Origin of the sequence: Aureimonas ureilytica (genome assembly GCF_001475935.1) — a bacterium.
Taxonomy (GTDB): Bacteria; Pseudomonadota; Alphaproteobacteria; order Rhizobiales; family Rhizobiaceae; genus Aureimonas; species Aureimonas ureilytica_A.
The window spans coordinates 16373-32428 of the sequence record NZ_LDQA01000038.1 but is presented as its reverse complement, the minus strand read 5'-3'; the positions used below and the strand labels follow the sequence as shown (position 1 = coordinate 32428).

General features: G+C 65.5%; 9 protein-coding genes. 4 read left to right on the top strand and 5 right to left on the bottom strand.

Annotation, left to right across the window (positions count from 1 at the left end; genetic code table 11):
• Positions 1-45: 45 nt before the first annotated feature.
• Entirely contained in the window at positions 46-876 is an 831-nt protein-coding gene (locus NS365_RS15450; protein WP_058601194.1) for a transporter substrate-binding domain-containing protein, read from the bottom strand.
• Positions 877-1309: 433 nt separating this feature from the next.
• Between NS365_RS15450 and hutH the strand changes: the two genes are divergently transcribed.
• The 4 genes from hutH (at position 1310) to NS365_RS15430 (ending at position 7065) form a co-directional block, all read left to right on the top strand.
• Positions 1310-2842 carry a histidine ammonia-lyase gene (gene hutH / locus NS365_RS15445; protein ID WP_058601193.1) on the top strand — a complete coding sequence of 511 codons (1533 nt, stop codon included), beginning with the start codon at positions 1310-1312 and terminating at the stop codon, positions 2840-2842.
• 104 nt (positions 2843-2946) lie between these two features.
• Entirely contained in the window at positions 2947-4149 is a 1203-nt protein-coding gene (locus NS365_RS15440) for an aminotransferase (protein WP_058601192.1), read from the top strand.
• Entirely contained in the window at positions 4146-5204 is a 1059-nt protein-coding gene (gene speB, locus NS365_RS15435) for an agmatinase (protein ID WP_058601191.1), read from the top strand. Before NS365_RS15440 ends, speB begins: the two co-directional genes overlap by 4 nt.
• A 178-nt stretch (positions 5205-5382) precedes the next feature.
• On the top strand, positions 5383-7065 hold the full coding sequence (locus tag NS365_RS15430; RefSeq protein ID WP_058601190.1) for a putative bifunctional diguanylate cyclase/phosphodiesterase: 1683 nt from the start codon (positions 5383-5385) through the stop codon (positions 7063-7065).
• 157 nt (positions 7066-7222) lie between these two features.
• Here the strand turns inward: NS365_RS15430 and NS365_RS15425 are convergent, their stop codons facing one another.
• The 4 genes from NS365_RS15425 to NS365_RS15410 all read right to left on the bottom strand — a co-directional run bounded on the left by NS365_RS15425 (position 7223) and on the right by NS365_RS15410 (position 15877).
• On the bottom strand, positions 7223-8335 hold the full coding sequence (locus NS365_RS15425) for a helix-turn-helix transcriptional regulator (RefSeq protein WP_058601189.1): 1113 nt from the start codon (positions 8333-8335) through the stop codon (positions 7223-7225).
• 520 nt (positions 8336-8855) lie between these two features.
• Complete coding sequence (locus tag NS365_RS15420; protein ID WP_153003805.1) at positions 8856-9362, bottom strand: MarR family winged helix-turn-helix transcriptional regulator; 507 nt, start codon at positions 9360-9362, stop codon at positions 8856-8858.
• Positions 9363-9529: 167 nt separating this feature from the next.
• Positions 9530-13543, bottom strand: coding sequence for a Pls/PosA family non-ribosomal peptide synthetase (locus tag NS365_RS15415; protein WP_058601187.1), 4014 nt, complete (start codon positions 13541-13543; stop codon positions 9530-9532).
• 210 nt (positions 13544-13753) lie between these two features.
• The gene (locus NS365_RS15410; protein WP_058601186.1) at positions 13754-15877 is read right to left on the bottom strand and encodes a putative bifunctional diguanylate cyclase/phosphodiesterase; all 2124 of its coding nucleotides are present in this window, start codon (positions 15875-15877) and stop codon (positions 13754-13756) included.
• Positions 15878-16056 lie beyond the last annotated feature (179 nt).

Here is a 16056-nt window from a genome sequence, read left to right as displayed (position 1 = left end):
AGGGAAGGCGGGCCGAGCGAGGGATCAGCTCGGCCCGAGTTTCGATCAGAAGGCGGGTTCGGGCGCGACGTCGGGCGTCTCGAAGGTGACACCGAACCACTTCTTCTGGAGTTCGCCGAGGCGGCCGTCCTTCTTCATCTTGACGATGGCGGCCTGCATGGCGTCGAGCAGGGGCTGATCGTCGGCCTTCTTGGTGCCGATGAAGCCGAAATAGCTCTTCTGGCCGAAGGGCGGGTTCACGACGGCGAAGATGTCGGGCTGCTTTTCCGCGACATAGGCGATGTTGGGGAAGGAATTGGCGACCGCCGCGATGCGTCCGGCGGCAAGATCGGCATAGGCTTCGTTGAAGCCCACATATTCGCGCGTCTCAATCGGCTTGGGCAGCGTCTTGCCATAGGCGATGGCCTGCGCCAGCTGCGAGGTGGCCTTGCCCGCGCCGACGAGCTTGCCGGCCACATCCTCGGGCTTCTGGATGCTGTCGTCGCCCTTGGCCTTCAGGAAAGCGACGGTCGCCTCGGCGACCGGCGACAGGAAGCGGTAGCGCTCCGTGCGGGCCTTGGTGATCGTGGCGGGGCCCGCCACCACGTCGAACTGGCCGGCTTCGAGGCCGGGCAGCACGCCGTCCCAGGGCAGCTCGACCCACTGGACCTTGACGCCGAGTTCCTTGCCGATCTCGTTGAAGGCATCGACGTTGAGGCCCGTATGCTCGCCCGCCTCGTCGATGAAGTCGAAGGGCGCGAAGGCGGTTTCGGTGCCGACCTTCAGAACGCCCGCCGCCTTGACGCGCGCCAGCGCATCCTCGGCATGGGCCATGAGAGGCATCGACAGCGCCATGGCGAGGCCGAGCGCCGTTTTCAGAAACATGCGTTTTTTCATGCCGGTCTCCTGCGGTGGAGATAGAGGGCAGGACGGGCCGTCGGCGCCTTCCCGAATAAGCCTAGACATAACACCGACTCATGCGCGGCGTGTCAATCTCTGTGCAGCTGCGAAATTGCCCAAAAGTTAGGCCGTAACGCGCCATCGCGATGGGCGATGTCCGCGCATCTGGTTTGCGCGCCCGCTCTGCGATCGGTTTCGCCCGCTCGAGCCGGCCTGCCCGTTTGGGCGGCTGCGAAGGAGGTCGTCGAAGTTTTGCCGCGAATTCCGCTCGCCTGTCCAGCCTGATGAATATGTCTATACATGTTGATTTTGATAGGATAGCGTTTCGCGTATTGGCCCAAGCACGGGGCTCGGCGGGCCGGGCTTGCCGCCCCCGATCGCTCGCAGGCTTCATGCTTTCCGCATCATCTCGCCCCGTCTGGAGAGGCTCATGACCCCGATTCGCCTGACCCCTGGCAGCGTAACCCTCAACGACTGGCGCGCGATCTATCGCGGCGCCGTGCCGGAGCTGGACCCCGCCTGCCTGCCTGCGGTGGACGCCTCGGCGGCTGCGGTGTCGCGCATTCTGGCGCGCGGCGAGCCGGTCTATGGGATCAACACGGGCTTTGGAAAGCTGGCGAGCGTTCGCATCGACGGCGAGGATCTGGCGACCCTCCAGCGCAATATCGTGCTCAGCCACGCGGCGGGCGTCGGCGAGCCCATGCCGGTCTCCGTCTGCCGCCTTATGATGGCGTTGAAGCTCGCGAGCCTCGGCCAGGGCGCGTCGGGCGTGGCGCGTACGACGATCGCGCTTCTCGAAGCGCTTCTCGCTCGGGGTCTCGTTCCGGTCGTGCCCTGCCAGGGCTCGGTCGGCGCGTCCGGCGATCTCGCTCCGCTGTCGCACATGACGGCGGCGATGATCGGCGTCGGCGAGTTCTTTGTGAACGGCGCGCGCCTGCCTGCCCTCACCGCGCTGGAGCAGGCGGGCCTGGCGCCGATCGAGCTGTCGGCCAAGGAAGGCTTGGCCCTTCTCAACGGCACGCAGTTTTCTACGGCCAACGCGCTGGCCGGATTGTTCGAGGCCGAACGCCTGTTTCATTCCGCGCTCGTGACCGGCGCGTTGTCGACGGACGCTGCGCGTGGTTCGGACACGCCCTTCGACCCGCGCATTCACGCGCTGCGCCGCCATCGCGGGCAGATCGAGGCGGCAGCGGCGCTGCGCGCGCTGATGGCGGGCTCGGCGATCCGCGACTCGCACCGGGTGGACGATCCCCGCGTGCAGGACCCCTATTGCCTGCGCTGCCAGCCGCAGGTCATGGGCGCGGCGCTCGATATTCTGCGTCAAGCCGCCGCAACCCTCGAAGACGAGGCGAACGGCGTCTCCGACAATCCGCTGATCTTCGCCGATACGGACGAAGCGCTGTCGGGCGGCAATTTTCACGCCGAGCCGGTTGCCTTCGCCGCCGACATGATCGCCATGGCCGTGTGCGAGATCGGCTCCATCTCCGAACGGCGCATCGCCATGCTGGTGGACCCCGCGCTGTCGGGCCTGCCCGCCTTCCTGACCCCCCGCCCGGGCCTCAATTCCGGTTTCATGATCCCGCAGGTCACGGCCGCCGCGCTGGTCTCGGAAAACAAGCAGCGCGCCATGCCGGCGAGCGTCGATTCCATTCCGACCTCGGCCAATCAGGAAGACCACGTGTCCATGGCCGCCCATGGCGCGCGCCGCCTTCTCGCCATGGTCGAGAATGCCTATGGCGTGATCGGGATCGAGCTTCTGGCCGCCGCGCAGGGTTGCGATCTCGGCCCCGCGCTCGCCTCCAGCCAGCCTCTGGAAGCGGTTCGCGCGCTGGTTCGCGCCCGCGTGCCGACTCTGACGGACGACCGCCATTTCCATCCCGATCTGGAAGCGGCGATCGACATGGTGCGCAGCGGTCAGGTGGCCGAAGCGGCCTCCGCCATCGCGCTTCCCGCGCTCGGCTGACGTCAGATAAGGGCGAGGCCGGCGCTTGATCCCGGCCTCGGCTCCCGACAGGATAGGCGCGTCCTTGCCCGATTCCGCCGGGCCTCGCATGGAAGACGAAGCGCATGAAAGCGCCTCTGCCTCAGCCCAATCCTCTGGTCCGCGCGGTTCTGCCGCCGCCCATCCCCGTCGCGAAGGGCTGGCTCGCCGCCTATGAAGGGAGTCGTGGCCCCATCGTCGATCTCAGCCAGGCCGTGCCGGGCGATCCGCCGCCGGACGCCCTGTCGCGCCGGCTGGCGCAGGAGGGCGCGGACGCCGCAGCCGCGCGCTATGGGCCGATTTTGGGAGACGACGCGCTGCGCACGGCCTATGCGCAGGACTGCTCGCGTTTCTACCGCGCGCCGATCGAGCCGGGCGACGTGGCGATCACGGCCGGCTGCAACCAGGCCTTTTTCGTTGCGGTCATGGCGGTGGCGAAACCGGGTGATTCGGTGCTTCTGCCCGTGCCCTGGTACTTCAACCATCAGATGACGCTGGAGCTTCTGGGCATCGAGCCCCGCGCGTTGGAAACGCAAGCCGAAAACGGCTTCGTGCCGGATGTGGAAGCCGCCGAAGCGCGGATCGATGCCACGACGCGGGCGATCGTTCTCGTCTCGCCCAACAATCCGACCGGCGCGATCTACCCGCCGGAGACGATTGCCGCCTTCTTGGACCTTTGCCGCCGGCGCGGGCTCTATCTCATTCTGGACGAGACCTATCGCGACTTCGTGGGTGGAACCGCGCCCCATGCGCTGTTTGCCGAGCCGGATTGGCGCGAACATCTGATCGGCCTCTACTCCTTTTCCAAATCCTTCGCCATTCCGGGCTATCGCCTCGGCGCGATGACGGCTGGTCCCGCGCTTCTTTCGGCCGCCGAGACGATCCTCGACTGTATGCAGATCTGTGCGCCGCGCCCGGCGCAGGTGGCGCTGGCGCCCGCCATGGCCGAGACCGCCGATTGGCGCGCCGAGAAGACACGCGCGGTTCAGGAGAAGGCCGAGGCGTTCCGCCGGGCCATGGCGCAGCGGCCGGACTGGCCGATCCGCCAGATCGGAGCCTATTTTTCTTTCATCGAGCACCCGTTCCCCAACCGGTCGGACGTGGAGGTCGCCAAGGCGCTCGCCGCGCGGCTGGGGCTTCTCGTTTTGCCCGGCTCCTTCTTCGGGCCGGGGCAAGAGCGCTTCCTGCGCGTCGCCTTCGCCAATGTCGATATCGCGAGGCTCGAGCGCTTCGCGGACCGGCTGGCTCTGTCCGACACGTTGTTTTCGAGGAATGAGGTAGCCGCATGAGCGACGAGAACTTGGAGGCGCTGCGCGCACGCTTTTCGGGCGAGAACGAAACCCGCATCTACGACCCGCATTTCGCCGAGGTCGCCTCGCGCCTTTTCGACGCCAAGGGCACGCGCGTCGCGCCCTATGCCGGGTTGCCGACGCTTCTCGACGCGCCTTATCGCGCGGTCGACTGGACCGCGCCCGATCTCTCCGATCTCGATATCGCGCTGATCGGCGTGCCCATGGATCTCGGGGTCACCAATCGCAACGGCAGCCGTTTCGGCCCGCGCGCGCTGCGCGCCATCGAGCGCGTCGGCCCTTACAATCATGTTCTGCGGACTATGCCGGGGCGCGAAATGCGGGTGGCCGATTGCGGCGACGTGCCCTTCCGTAGCCGCTTTCATCTCGACCTGTCGCATGAGGACATCGAGGCCACGATCCGCACCGTCGTCGCCGCCGGCGTGATCCCGCTCAGCGTCGGCGGCGACCATTCGATCTCCCTGCCGATTCTGCGCTCGGTCGGGCGCGAACGTCCCGTCGGCATGATCCATATCGATGCCCATTGCGACACATCCGGGCCGTTCGACCAATGCCGCTTCCACCATGGTGGGCCGTTCCGCCACGCGGTTCTGGAAGGGGTGCTCGATCCCCGTCGCACGATCCAGATCGGCATTCGCGGCTCGTCGGACTATCTCTGGGAGTTCTCCACGGCCTCGGGCATGACCGTGATCCATGCCGAGGAAGTGCAGGAAATGGGCCTTGCCGCCGTGATCGAGCGGGCGCTCGCCGTGGTGGGCGATGGGCCGACCTATCTCTCCTTCGATATCGACAGTCTCGACCCCGCTTTCGCGCCGGGAACCGGCACGCCGGAGATCGGCGGCCTTTCGACGCGGGAGGCGCAGGCGTTGCTGCGCGGCCTGAAGGGCGTCGATCTCGTCGGCGGAGATGTCGTGGAGGTCGCTCCGCAATATGACGCGACCACCAACACCGCACAGGCGGGTGCGCAGATGCTGTTCGAAATCCTGAGCCTTCTGCCCTTTGCGCCGAGCCTTGCCGGCGCGCGGGATCGATAGCGCATCGACCGGCTCGGATCGGAGGTCGCCGATGGGGCTCGCCGCGACCTCCTGTCTTTGACCGTTGCGCGCGAGCAACGTCTATAGGTGCTGAAAATCTCCTGCCAACGTGAGACGAATCGTCAATTAAATCGTCACCACTGAGCGTCAACCTGAGGGCCGGACTGGAGAATTTCACGTGGCCCACGGCGCTCTGACAGATCGTATCTATCGGCTCATGGTCGAAGCGGTCACCGGCTATGCCATCTGTATGCTGGACGTGAACGGAATTGTTCTGAACTGGAGCCCGGGCGCACAGATCGCCAAAGGCTACGAGGCGCAGGAGATCCTCGGGCAGAATTTCGAGGTGTTCTACCTCGAAAGCGAGCGGGAGCGTTTGATCCCCCAACTCAATCTGAAACATGCCCTTGAGCGCGGGCGCTTCAGTGAAGAGGGATGGCGGGTCCGTAAGGACGGCTCGCAGTTCTGGGCCCATGTCGTGATCGATGCGATGCGCGACGAAGCGGGCGACCATATCGGTTTCACCAAAGTCACCTGCGACATCTCGGCCCAGCGCGAAGTCGCCCATTCGCTGGCCTATCAGGCCGGCCACGATGCCCTGACCGGCCTCTCCAACCGCACCTATTTCCTGGACCAGCTCGACGCCGAGACCGCCCAGTTGATCTATGGCGGTCGTTTGGCGGTCCATTATGTCGATCTCGATCGCTTCAAGCCGGTCAACGATTCCTTTGGCCATGCAGTCGGCGACGATGTCCTGAGGATCGTGGCCGCCCGCCTTCGGGCCGTGGTGTCTCCCGGAAGCCTTGTGGCGCGCTTGGGCGGGGACGAATTCGCGGTTCTTCAGCTCGACATGCCCCGATCCGAAGACACGGCGCGTCTTGCCGAGCGCATCGTCCATAGTCTGTCGGAGCCGATCGCGGTGCGCAACGCAGTCGTCGTGGTGGGCGCGAGCGTCGGGGTCGCCCATGCGCCGAGCCATGGATGCGAGGCGCATACGCTTCTGCGCAATGCCGATCTCGCGCTCTACCGCGCCAAGGAAAACGGCCGCGGTCGCTTCGAAATCTACGATGAAAGCATGAACGCGCAAGCGCTGTCGCGCGGCGTCATGGAACTCAAGCTGCGCCAGGCCATGGCGCTGTTCGACTTCGAACTCTACTACCAGCCGGTGGTCGAGGCCGACAGCTTGGCAACCGTCGGCTACGAGGCCTTGTTGCGCTGGAAGGATCAGACCGGCAAATACATATCCCCCGCCGAGTTCGTGCCGTTGGCCGAGACGCTGGGGCTGATGCCCGAACTTGGTGCCTGGGTTCTGCGGCGCGCCTGCCATGACGCGGCGCTGTGGCCGGACGATCTGACCGTTTCCGTCAACGTCTCAACCACGCAGCTGCGCGATCGCAGCTTCGTCGACGTGGTGTTGTCGGCCTTGGAAGCCTCTCGCCTCGCACCGCATCGGCTGGAACTGGAAGTGACCGAAACCGCCGTCCTGTCCGACCCCGACCTCGCTGGCGACATTCTGGGTTCGCTGCGCGGGTTGGGCGTCGGCATTGCGCTGGATGATTTCGGAACCGGGTTTTCCTCGCTGCGAATGGTCAAGGAACTGCCCCTCACCCGCATCAAGATCGACCGCAGCTTCGTCAGCGGCGTCAATGAGACGAGCGCGTCCGCTGCCGTGATCCGATCCGTCCTGTCCTTGTGCGAGGGTTATGGTTTGACGGCGACTGCCGAAGGGGTCGAAACGTCAGAGGAACTTGCGGTTCTACGCCAGCATGGATGCCGGCATGTGCAGGGGTTCCTTCTGGGCCGCCCCCAGCCCGACGCCTACTGGCGCCGCGCGCGGGCGGACCATCAACAATCGGCCTGATAGGGCTCTGGCATGGCCTGAACGCGGGCCGCGCGCCGAACCGGACCAAAAACTTCAAGACCACGTCCATCGGACATCGGTTTGTCGGCCCTGCTCCGAGCCCTCGTTGATCGCAATGTCCCGGCGCGAACGCCATCCGGCTTTCGTCGAAACCGCTCTAGCTTGCGCCGCCCGGCTTCAGAAGCTGCGGCGACAGGGTGTTCAAGCCACCCAGGGATCGGACCAGATCGGTCTGCCGGCTGAAGCCCGTCTTGCGCAGGATGGCCTTCAACTGCGTGCGGATCGTGTCCCGCGATGTGTTGCGCTGCTGCGCGATTTCTTCCAGCGTCAGTCCGGCCGTGAGATGTGCGGCGACGAGCGCTTCGGTCGGCGACAGGTCGTAGAGCCAGCGCAGCCAGTCGGGATTCACCGGGGCGCCTTCGTGCGGCTGTGCGAAGACGAGAAGGTTTGCATCCGGCCCCAGGATATCCAGCGCCTGCCGGCACGCGGGGATAACATGAAGGACGCCGATCGCGCCCTCCTGCCCGGTGACGGGAATGGAGCGCACGGTGGGGTTCATCCGCTCCTGGCGGCGAAGCGTCTGTTGAAGCAGCGCGTCGGCTGCCCGATCGCTCAAGGCGAGATGGCCGTGGCCGGTGGCCAGAAAGACCGGCCCGACGAGAGCATCGAACAAGGCATTGGTGGCGACGACCCCGTGCTGCCGGCGCACCACGGCGGCGGGAACCCCCACCATCTGGAGCGCCGCCGCTGCCGTCGTGGCTTCGCGCATCCGCATCCGGCTGGTGAGTGCGATCGCGCGCGCCAGATGCGGGCGAAAACCGTCCAGCCTTTCGATCTCGACCGACGTATAGGGACCGGGCTCACGCCCACGATCGACTGAGAGGACGGCGATCTCGCCGCGCACGCCCGGAATGACCGTCGCGGCCGTGCCGTAGATATTATGAGGGCGCAGAAAATCGCGGACGATCGGCAATTCGTCGTAGTTGCCCACGATCACGTCCTGATCTCGCATGAAACCCAGCGGCTTGGCGTTCAACAAGCCTTCGAGCCTGGGATTGTTGCGGTCCCACCCGCCTTCGACATAGGCCTCCATGATCGGCCGCGTCGAAGCGGGCGCCTCCCAGGCAAGTTGGCCTTCCGACAGCGAGAAGAGCGAGCCGCCGTGCGCCCCCACCCTCTGGGCGAGCTTCTCGATGACCTTGGGCCAGAGTTCGGGTACGAGGCCGGCCGTGTAGATGATCTCGATCAGATCCGTGTCGTCCGCATCCACGCCGCTTGCCCCCCGCTTGGCTGACGCCAAGTGGTTTTGGCGAACCACCTATTCAATAGAAGGGGCAAGCAAGGGCAAGAGGATATGGGCGTGAAGCGAAAGTCTTTTGGGGGACAAAGTCCTCGAGGACGATATTCATCATGTCCACAAGTCGAGAGGATGATTTTTTTGGCTTGTTGTAGATCCAGGCGAGAGCATCTGCGGATGGTTCTGCACCCCTGCCTGTCGTTGCTGTCACGAATGCGTGATGCCTGCAGCGTAAACCAATCAATGCTGGCATGGCGGAGCCCATTTCGATCGAAAGCCGATGGGGATGAGGACACGCGGCCTCATCCAACTTCGACCGGGCGTGGCATGTCTGGTCTTGCCCTTGCGAGGGGAGGTATCGCAAAGACATCAGGCGGCGTGACCGGAGCGACCGAGACGCCGGCGCTTTCCGCTCGATCGCCGTCCACGGCAGGGCCGACGACCGAGCGAGGCGGCGTCCGAAAGCCGAGGCGCGCTATCGTCCCAAGCCGGTTCAGGCCTCGTTCGAGGCCGCGTCGGCTGAAGGGATGGGCAGGAGCGTGAAGGGGGCGGTGATGCTCGCGTCCGTCGCGACATTGGCCCGCATCTTGCGCAGCCCCGCTGCCAGCGCGTCCATTTCGCTTTTCGCGATGCCTCGCGTGATGCTTTGGTAGATTGTGTCGAGCGTGGGGTCGAGTTCCATGACGACTTCAACCGCCTTGTCCGTCGGCTTGACCCGTTTGGCGCGCCGATCGCTCGGGTCTTCGAGGCGCTCCACCACGCCGCATTTCTCGAGCCGGTCGAGATAGCTCGACAGGGTCATGGGCTCGATATCCATGCGGTCGGCCAGAACGGCCTGGCGAGAGTCGGGGTAGCGCATGACATATCCCAGCGTGCGCAGCGCGCCTGGCGTCAGCCCCAAATGGTTGGATTCGAGGGCGCGTTCCGAAACCTGCCGAAAGTGGCGGGCTGTGTCGATCAGGAGAAACATCAAATCGACGGTGGATGGCGTTTCGGACACGAAATGACCTCTGGGCGATTCGGCCGTCGCAATGGTCCGGCATGTTGGGTCTTATGGAGTAGCCAGACTGTCGGACACAAACATTTTTTCCGCGTGGGAAAAATGGGTCGTGACATCCGGGCAGGCCGGCCATCACCTGCCTGCCCGGTTTTCGCGCGTTCGAAGCGTTACCTGGCGAGCCGCGCCGGAGAACCCTCCCATGACGTGCCGGTCGGCAGCGTCTCGCCCTTCATGACCACCGAGAGATCGCCGAGCTGCGCGTCCTCGCCGATTTCGGCGTCGTAGAGAACGATCGCGTAGGAGCCGATCGTGGCGCGATGGCCGACTTTGACGCCGCTGACCTTCATGACGCGATCCTCGAAAAGATGCGTCTGGAGGCCGGCGAAATCGTTCAGGGCCACATCGTCGCCGATCTCCACGAGATCGTGCTCGGTGATATCGGTCGTGTCCATGTAGCAGCGTCGCCCGATGCGGCAGCCGAGCAGCCGGAGATAGGCGGGCAGCCATGGGGTTCCGCGCAGCGGCTCCAGAAGGTTGGGCACGGCGAGGTTCTCGTAGGTCGCCGTCACGAGTTCGGTGCGCCAGACGAAGGGGCTCCAGAGCGGACGCGTGGTCGGCTTGTAACGCCCGACCACCAGCCATTTCAGCGCCACCACCGAAAAGCCGCAGGCGAGCACGAAGCCGATATAGAGGAAGGGGAAGCTCAGCGCGATCCAGAGCGCGCCATTGTCGAGATCGTCGAGATCGCCGATGACCGACAGAAGCACGCTGAAGAAGCCGAGGAACAGCGTCAGCGAGAGCGTGACCCGCACCGCCTCGATGGCGAGGCGCGTCGCGACGAGGCGAGCGCCCGGCTTGAAGCGCGCGCCTTCATCGAACAGAGCCACGGTCTGGCGGTTCGGCAGGTTGATCGAAGGCGAGCCGAACCACGTGCCGTTCGGCTTCTCCGCGCTGCCGTCCGCCGGGGGCTTGGACAGAACGCCGATCAGAACGCCGTCGCCGATCTGCGCGCCGGTCGGCAGAAGGGCCGAATTGCCGATGAAGCTCCTATGACCGATGCGGGTGCGCGCCAGCCGGATACGGCCGGGCTCGATGCGCGCCGCGCCGAAGAGCACGGCATCGGCGATGAAGCTTTCGGGACCGATCTCCACGAGATCGGGAACGATGGCCGAGGCGGTCGAAATCTCGGCGCGCCGCCCGACCTTCACGCCCAGCGCCCGATACCAGGGCGCGACATAGAGCGTGGCATAGATCGGGTGGAGAAGCTGAAGCGCCAGATCGTTGATCTGCTGGACGAACCAGAAGCGCAGATAGAACCAGCCATGGATGCTGTGACTGCCCGGCACGACCTTGGGCAGGATCAGACGCTTGGCGGCGACCGTCAGCGTACACATCAGGATAACGTAGGTGAGCGCCAGGAAAGGCGATAGAAGAAGGTAGGAATAGCCTTCCGTGTGCCAGTCGAGTTCGATCAGCAGGATAAGACCCGGCGCGATCGGCAGGAGCGCCGCGATCGGCAGGATGAGGGCGGCCAGCGTCAGCCCGGCATAGCTGAGGAACCGGCGCCGCGGCGTGATGGCCGGATGGGGAGCGGGCTCGTAGCTGCCCTGACGCTCGGCAGGCGAGCCGCTCCAGCATTCGCCCGATGGAATGGCGACGCCGGCGGGAATAGCGGACAGGTCTTCCAGCGCGGCGCGATCACCGACCGAACTGCCGCGCCCGATCACGGCCATGGAGCCGACGAAAGCCTCGCGCCCGATGCGCACCGCGCCGAGGCGCAGGAGACCGCGCTCCACCGAACTCGTGGCGAGTAGCGCATAGTCGCTGACGATCGCGCCCTCGCCGATTTCGATCAGATCGGCCGCGTCGAGATTGGCGCGCCCGATAAAGGTGTGCCGTCCGATCTTGGCACCCAAGAGACGATAATAGGCGCGAATGATCGGCGTGCCCGAGAGATAGGGCGTCGCCATCGCGTCCGAAAAGCGCCGCACGAACCACCAGCGCAGATAATAGCTGCCCCAGAGCGGATAATCGCCGGACTTGTAGCGACCGATCACCACCCATTTGACGACGATCGAGAGAAGCAGGGCGAGCGGCGGAATCAGAATGAAGCTGAGGCCGCTGAGGATCAGCGCCGGCACCCGGTCGAAGTCGCCGGCCAGCTGGACATAGGCCAGATAGGGGAAGAACCATTGCAGACCGGCGATCGCATAGATCGGGATGAGCGCGAAGGTCTGGATCACGGCGCAGCGCCGACGCCGCGCCTTGTCCACAGGATGGAACGGCTCCTCGGCGCGGGCGCTGCCGCGCCCCATCACCTCCAGGCGCTTGGCCAGCGCGCGAATGGTCGGAGCGGCGTAGAGATCCTGGATCGAGATGCCGGCCAGACCCGGCACCTTGCGGATCGCCGAAACGAGGCGAGCGGCTTTCAGCGAATGGCCGCCCAGATCCTCGAAGAAATCGTCGGTAACGGAGACTTTCTGCGGGTTCAGAACGGCGCTCCAGACGGCATGGAGTTCGTGCTCCATCTCCGTTTCGGGCGGCGTGATCTCATGGTCTTCAGCGGGCGCCGCGATCGGGCGCACCAGCGCCTTGCGGTCGACCTTGCCGGAGGCGGGCAGCGTTGGCAGCGCGTCGAGCAGCTGGTAGGCGGCGGGCCGCATATAATTGGGCAGACGATCGCGAACGCGGGCGCGCGCGGCGTTGAGGTCGATGCTGGCCCCGGTGCGCGCCACGGCGAAGGCGGCAAGGAACTCCGCGCCGTCATCGTCCTTGAAGAGATGCACCACGGCCTGCGCGACGCTGGGGTCCTCGGCGATCACGGCTTCGATCTCGCCGAGTTCGACGCGGAAGCCCCGGATCTTCACCTGCGTGTCGATGCGCCCGATGAATTCGATGTCGCCGGCTGCGTCCAGCCGCACCAGATCGCCCGAGCGATAAACCTTGGTCGGCTCGCCGCTCGGCGTGTCGAACGGGGTGAGGACGAATTTCTCGGCCGTGAGATCGGGCCGGTTGACGTAGCCCGCGCCGACGCCCGGCCCGCCGATCACCAGTTCGCCCTCGGCGCCGGCCGCGACGGGATGCAGCGTTTCGTCCACGATCCAGGCGGAATAGCCGGGCAGCGGGCGGCCGATCGTGACCTTGCGGCCCGGCTGGACCTCGGTCCAGGTCGCGGTGACGGTGGTTTCGGTCGGGCCGTAGGTGTTGAGCAGGCGCAGGCCCGGCCGCGCCCAGCGCGTGACGAGATCGGGCGGGCAGGCCTCGCCGCCGAGATTGACGATGCGCAGCGCCGGCAGCGCGTTTTCGACCAGCGTCAGAAGCGAGGGCACGACATGCCAGACGGTGATCGCCTCGCGCTCGATCGCGTTGGCCATGTCGGGCCCGGCCTTGGCGAGAAGCTCGTCGGCCACGTAAAGTGCGGCCCCGGCGAAGAAGGCGCTCCACATCGTCTCGACCGACATGTCGAAGGCGAGGCTGAATCCGCCGAACACGCGGTCTTCCTCGGAGAGCGCCAGGATCGCGCTTTCCGAGCGCACGAGGTGACAGGCATTGGCGTGGCTGATCATGACGCCCTTGGGACGCCCGGTCGTGCCGGATGTGTAGATGATATAGGCAAGATCGTCCGGCTGCGCGTCGGTTTCGGCGCGGTCCATCGGCCCGGCGGGCTCGGCGGCGAGTTCGCCGAGCTGCTGGTCGACGCTGAGCGTCGGGCGGATCATGTCGCCCGCGCGCTCTTCGCCCGTAACGATCAGAACCGCGCGGCTGTCGTCGGCGATGAAGTCGATGCGGTCCTGCGGATAGGTCCAGTCCACCGGCACGTAGCAGGCCCCGGCCCATAGCGTGCCCAGAATCGCCATATACTGGTCGAGACCGCGCGGCAGGCAGATGACAACGCGGTCTCCGCGCTTCACGCCCATGGCGCGCAGATGGTGCGCGAAGCGGATCGCGCGGTCGCGAAGCTCGCTATAGCTCAGCGAAACCCGGCGATGGGTGTCCGGGTCCTCCACCAGAAGCCGGAGGGCGCAGCGGCCGGGATGGGCCAGCGCGCTCGCCTCGAACATCTCGTGCAGCATCTCGTCGCGCGCATAGGGCTCACCGTCCCGCATGGGCGGCGTCGGCGCGATGGGAGCGAAAATCCTGGCTTCGATCCCGTTTGGCGCATCGTCATGCTCGATCAGCATCGATCTGTCTTATCCCGTTCCACCCGCTGCGGGCGCACTGCCGCGAGGACTGCATATAGACGCCGTAGCGAGAGATGAAGACGGCGGAAGCATGACGGGCAGACTTCCGGCGATGGCTAAGAACCCAACACGGGATCGTGATCCAGCGCTCATCGGCTGGCGATGGGCGCGTTTAGGGAGCGCGCCGTTTCTATGTCGAAGCGCCAGCCGTCAGATCGATGCGAAATAGGTCTGGGAGAAGGACGTCGCCGAGATCGGGCGGCCGAAGAGATAGCCCTGCCCTTCGAGGCACCCTTGTGCGCGGAGCGCCGTTTGATGCGCTTCCGTCTCGATGCCTTCCGCGATCACGTCCACGCCGAGCCGTCGGCCCAGGAGCAGGATCGATTCCACCACGGCCTTGTCGAGTTCGGACGTGTCCATGCCCTGAACGAAGCTTCGGTCGATCTTCAGCCGCGTGAGTGGGAAATCGCGCAGGCTGGAGAAGGAGGCATAGCCTGTGCCGTAATCGTCGAAGGCGATGCCGACGCCGTTTTTCATCAGCCGACCCAGCATGGATTTCAGCCTCGCGTCGGCGCTGAGCTGAACCGTTTCGGGGATTTCGAGCTCGAGGGCATCGCCGCCGAGCCCCTGCTGCGCCAAAGCTGCTTCGACCTTGGCGCCGAGCGCAGGGTCCTGAAGCTGCGCGGTGAAGAGGTTGACGCCCATACGGAAGCTCGGCTGTATGCGCCGCCAGATCGCTGCCTGACGGCAGGCTTCCTCGACGATCCAGTCTCCCACCTCGATGGCGAGCGGGTTTCCTTCCAGAACCGACAAGAACCGATCCGGCGTCAGGATGCCTTCCACCGGGTGACGCCAGCGCAGCAGGGCTTCGGCGCCCGTCAGCGAGAGATCGGTCAGCGCGTATTGCGGCTGGTAGAAGAGTTCGAATTCCTTCCACTCGATCGCGTCGCGGATTTGCCGGCGGGAGGCGTTGAGCTTCATGGCCTTGCGACGCATCACGGGAGCAAACCAGACGGCACGCCCACGCCCCTGACCCTTGGCGACGTAAAGCGCCGTGTCGGCCGAGGACAGGAGCGCCGATGGGGTTCGGCCATGCTCGGGCGCGCGCGCCATGCCGATGCTGGCGCCTAGAAACGCCATTTCATCCCCGACCCAAACCGGCTGGGAAAGGGTCGTGATCACCTCCTGCGCCACGAGGGGGCAGCGCGCGGACGCATCCTCGCCGCCGAGGACGATGGTGAACTCGTCGCCGCCGAAACGCGCCACGATGTCGCCCGGTTTGATGCAGCCGAGCATTCGAAGCGCCACGACCTTCAGAACCTCGTCGCCATTCTCGTGGCCGAGCGTGTCGTTGACGTCCTTGAACCCGTCGAGGTCGATCATGAGAACGGCAAAGGGCCGTCCGCTTTCGCGCAAGCGCTCGATATGGTCGGTCAAAGCGGCGCGATTGGTCAGGCTGGTCAGCGGATCGCGGCTGGCGAGCTCTGCCACGAAACGCTCGCGTGCCTTGCGTTCCCTCGTATCGCGGACGATGTACCCGAAGCAGCGCTCACCGTTTTCCAGCCAGGTGCAGCAGGTCAATTCCACGGAAGCACGCTGGTTGCCGGCCGCCAGAACCTCGAACTCGAAGCTCGTATTGAGCTTCGATAAGGCCGCCGCCTCGAACGCGTCGCCGAACTGCGCCTCCGGTACGTTCACTCGGTCGATATGGCAGCCGATCATCTCCTCGCTGGATAGGCCGTGAAGCCGCTCGCAGGCCGCATTCCAGAAGGTGACGATGCCGTTCGCGTCGGTGCAGCAGATTCCATCGATGGAGTTCATGGCGATCTGCCGGAAGCGCTCCCCACCCGCCTCATGCTGGGCGTTGACGCGGAGCCATTCCGCTTGGAGCGCGCTTTGACCGCGCGCCTGGGGCTGGTCGTAGCCGTCCTGACCGGCTTCGCTGAGCGAGCCCGAAACGCGAACCAAAGCCCCGGAAGCGTCGCGCAGGATCGTCCCGACAAAGCGGTACCAGCGCTCGCCATCCATCAGCGTAGACAGCCGGAAGCGTAGATCGGCGAGGCTGCTCGGTGCTGTATCGCGCAGCGCGGCGTGGACCTTGGCCAAGTTCTCCCAGAGATCGTCGGGATGGACATGCCGGAGAATGCGGAAGGCATGGCGCGACCGCGCGGCGCCCGGACGCAGGCCGACGAGGCGCGCCAACTCGCAGGAGACCGACCAGCGACTTCTCCATCCGAACGGATCGCCATCCCTCACGGCGATCTCGACCGACGCGTCCGCGATGGACCACAGATTCGCCGTGCCGGCCGAGGCGTCGAAGGTTTCGTAGGTCACCGATCCGTCCTTGTGGTCATGAACTCGGTGACCGAACCCTGCCTTTGGCTTGCGCCGCCGACTTTTTCCGATGGACCGAACGAACCTCCCGTTGACGTGATCTAATTCGTGAGCCTGACCTAAGCCCTAATCTTTTCCGCAAAATCCGCGCGCGAATACAACAAGAGCGAGTTTCGCGC

Coding starts and splice junctions, on each gene's coding strand:
- NS365_RS15450 (WP_058601194.1), bottom strand. CDS start 876: ATGAAAAAACGCATGTTTCTGAAAACGGCGCTCGGCCTCGCCATGGCG.
- hutH (WP_058601193.1), top strand. CDS start 1,310: ATGACCCCGATTCGCCTGACCCCTGGCAGCGTAACCCTCAACGACTGG.
- NS365_RS15440 (WP_058601192.1), top strand. CDS start 2,947: ATGAAAGCGCCTCTGCCTCAGCCCAATCCTCTGGTCCGCGCGGTTCTG.
- speB (WP_058601191.1), top strand. CDS start 4,146: ATGAGCGACGAGAACTTGGAGGCGCTGCGCGCACGCTTTTCGGGCGAG.
- NS365_RS15415 (WP_058601187.1), bottom strand. CDS start 13,543: ATGCTGATCGAGCATGACGATGCGCCAAACGGGATCGAAGCCAGGATT.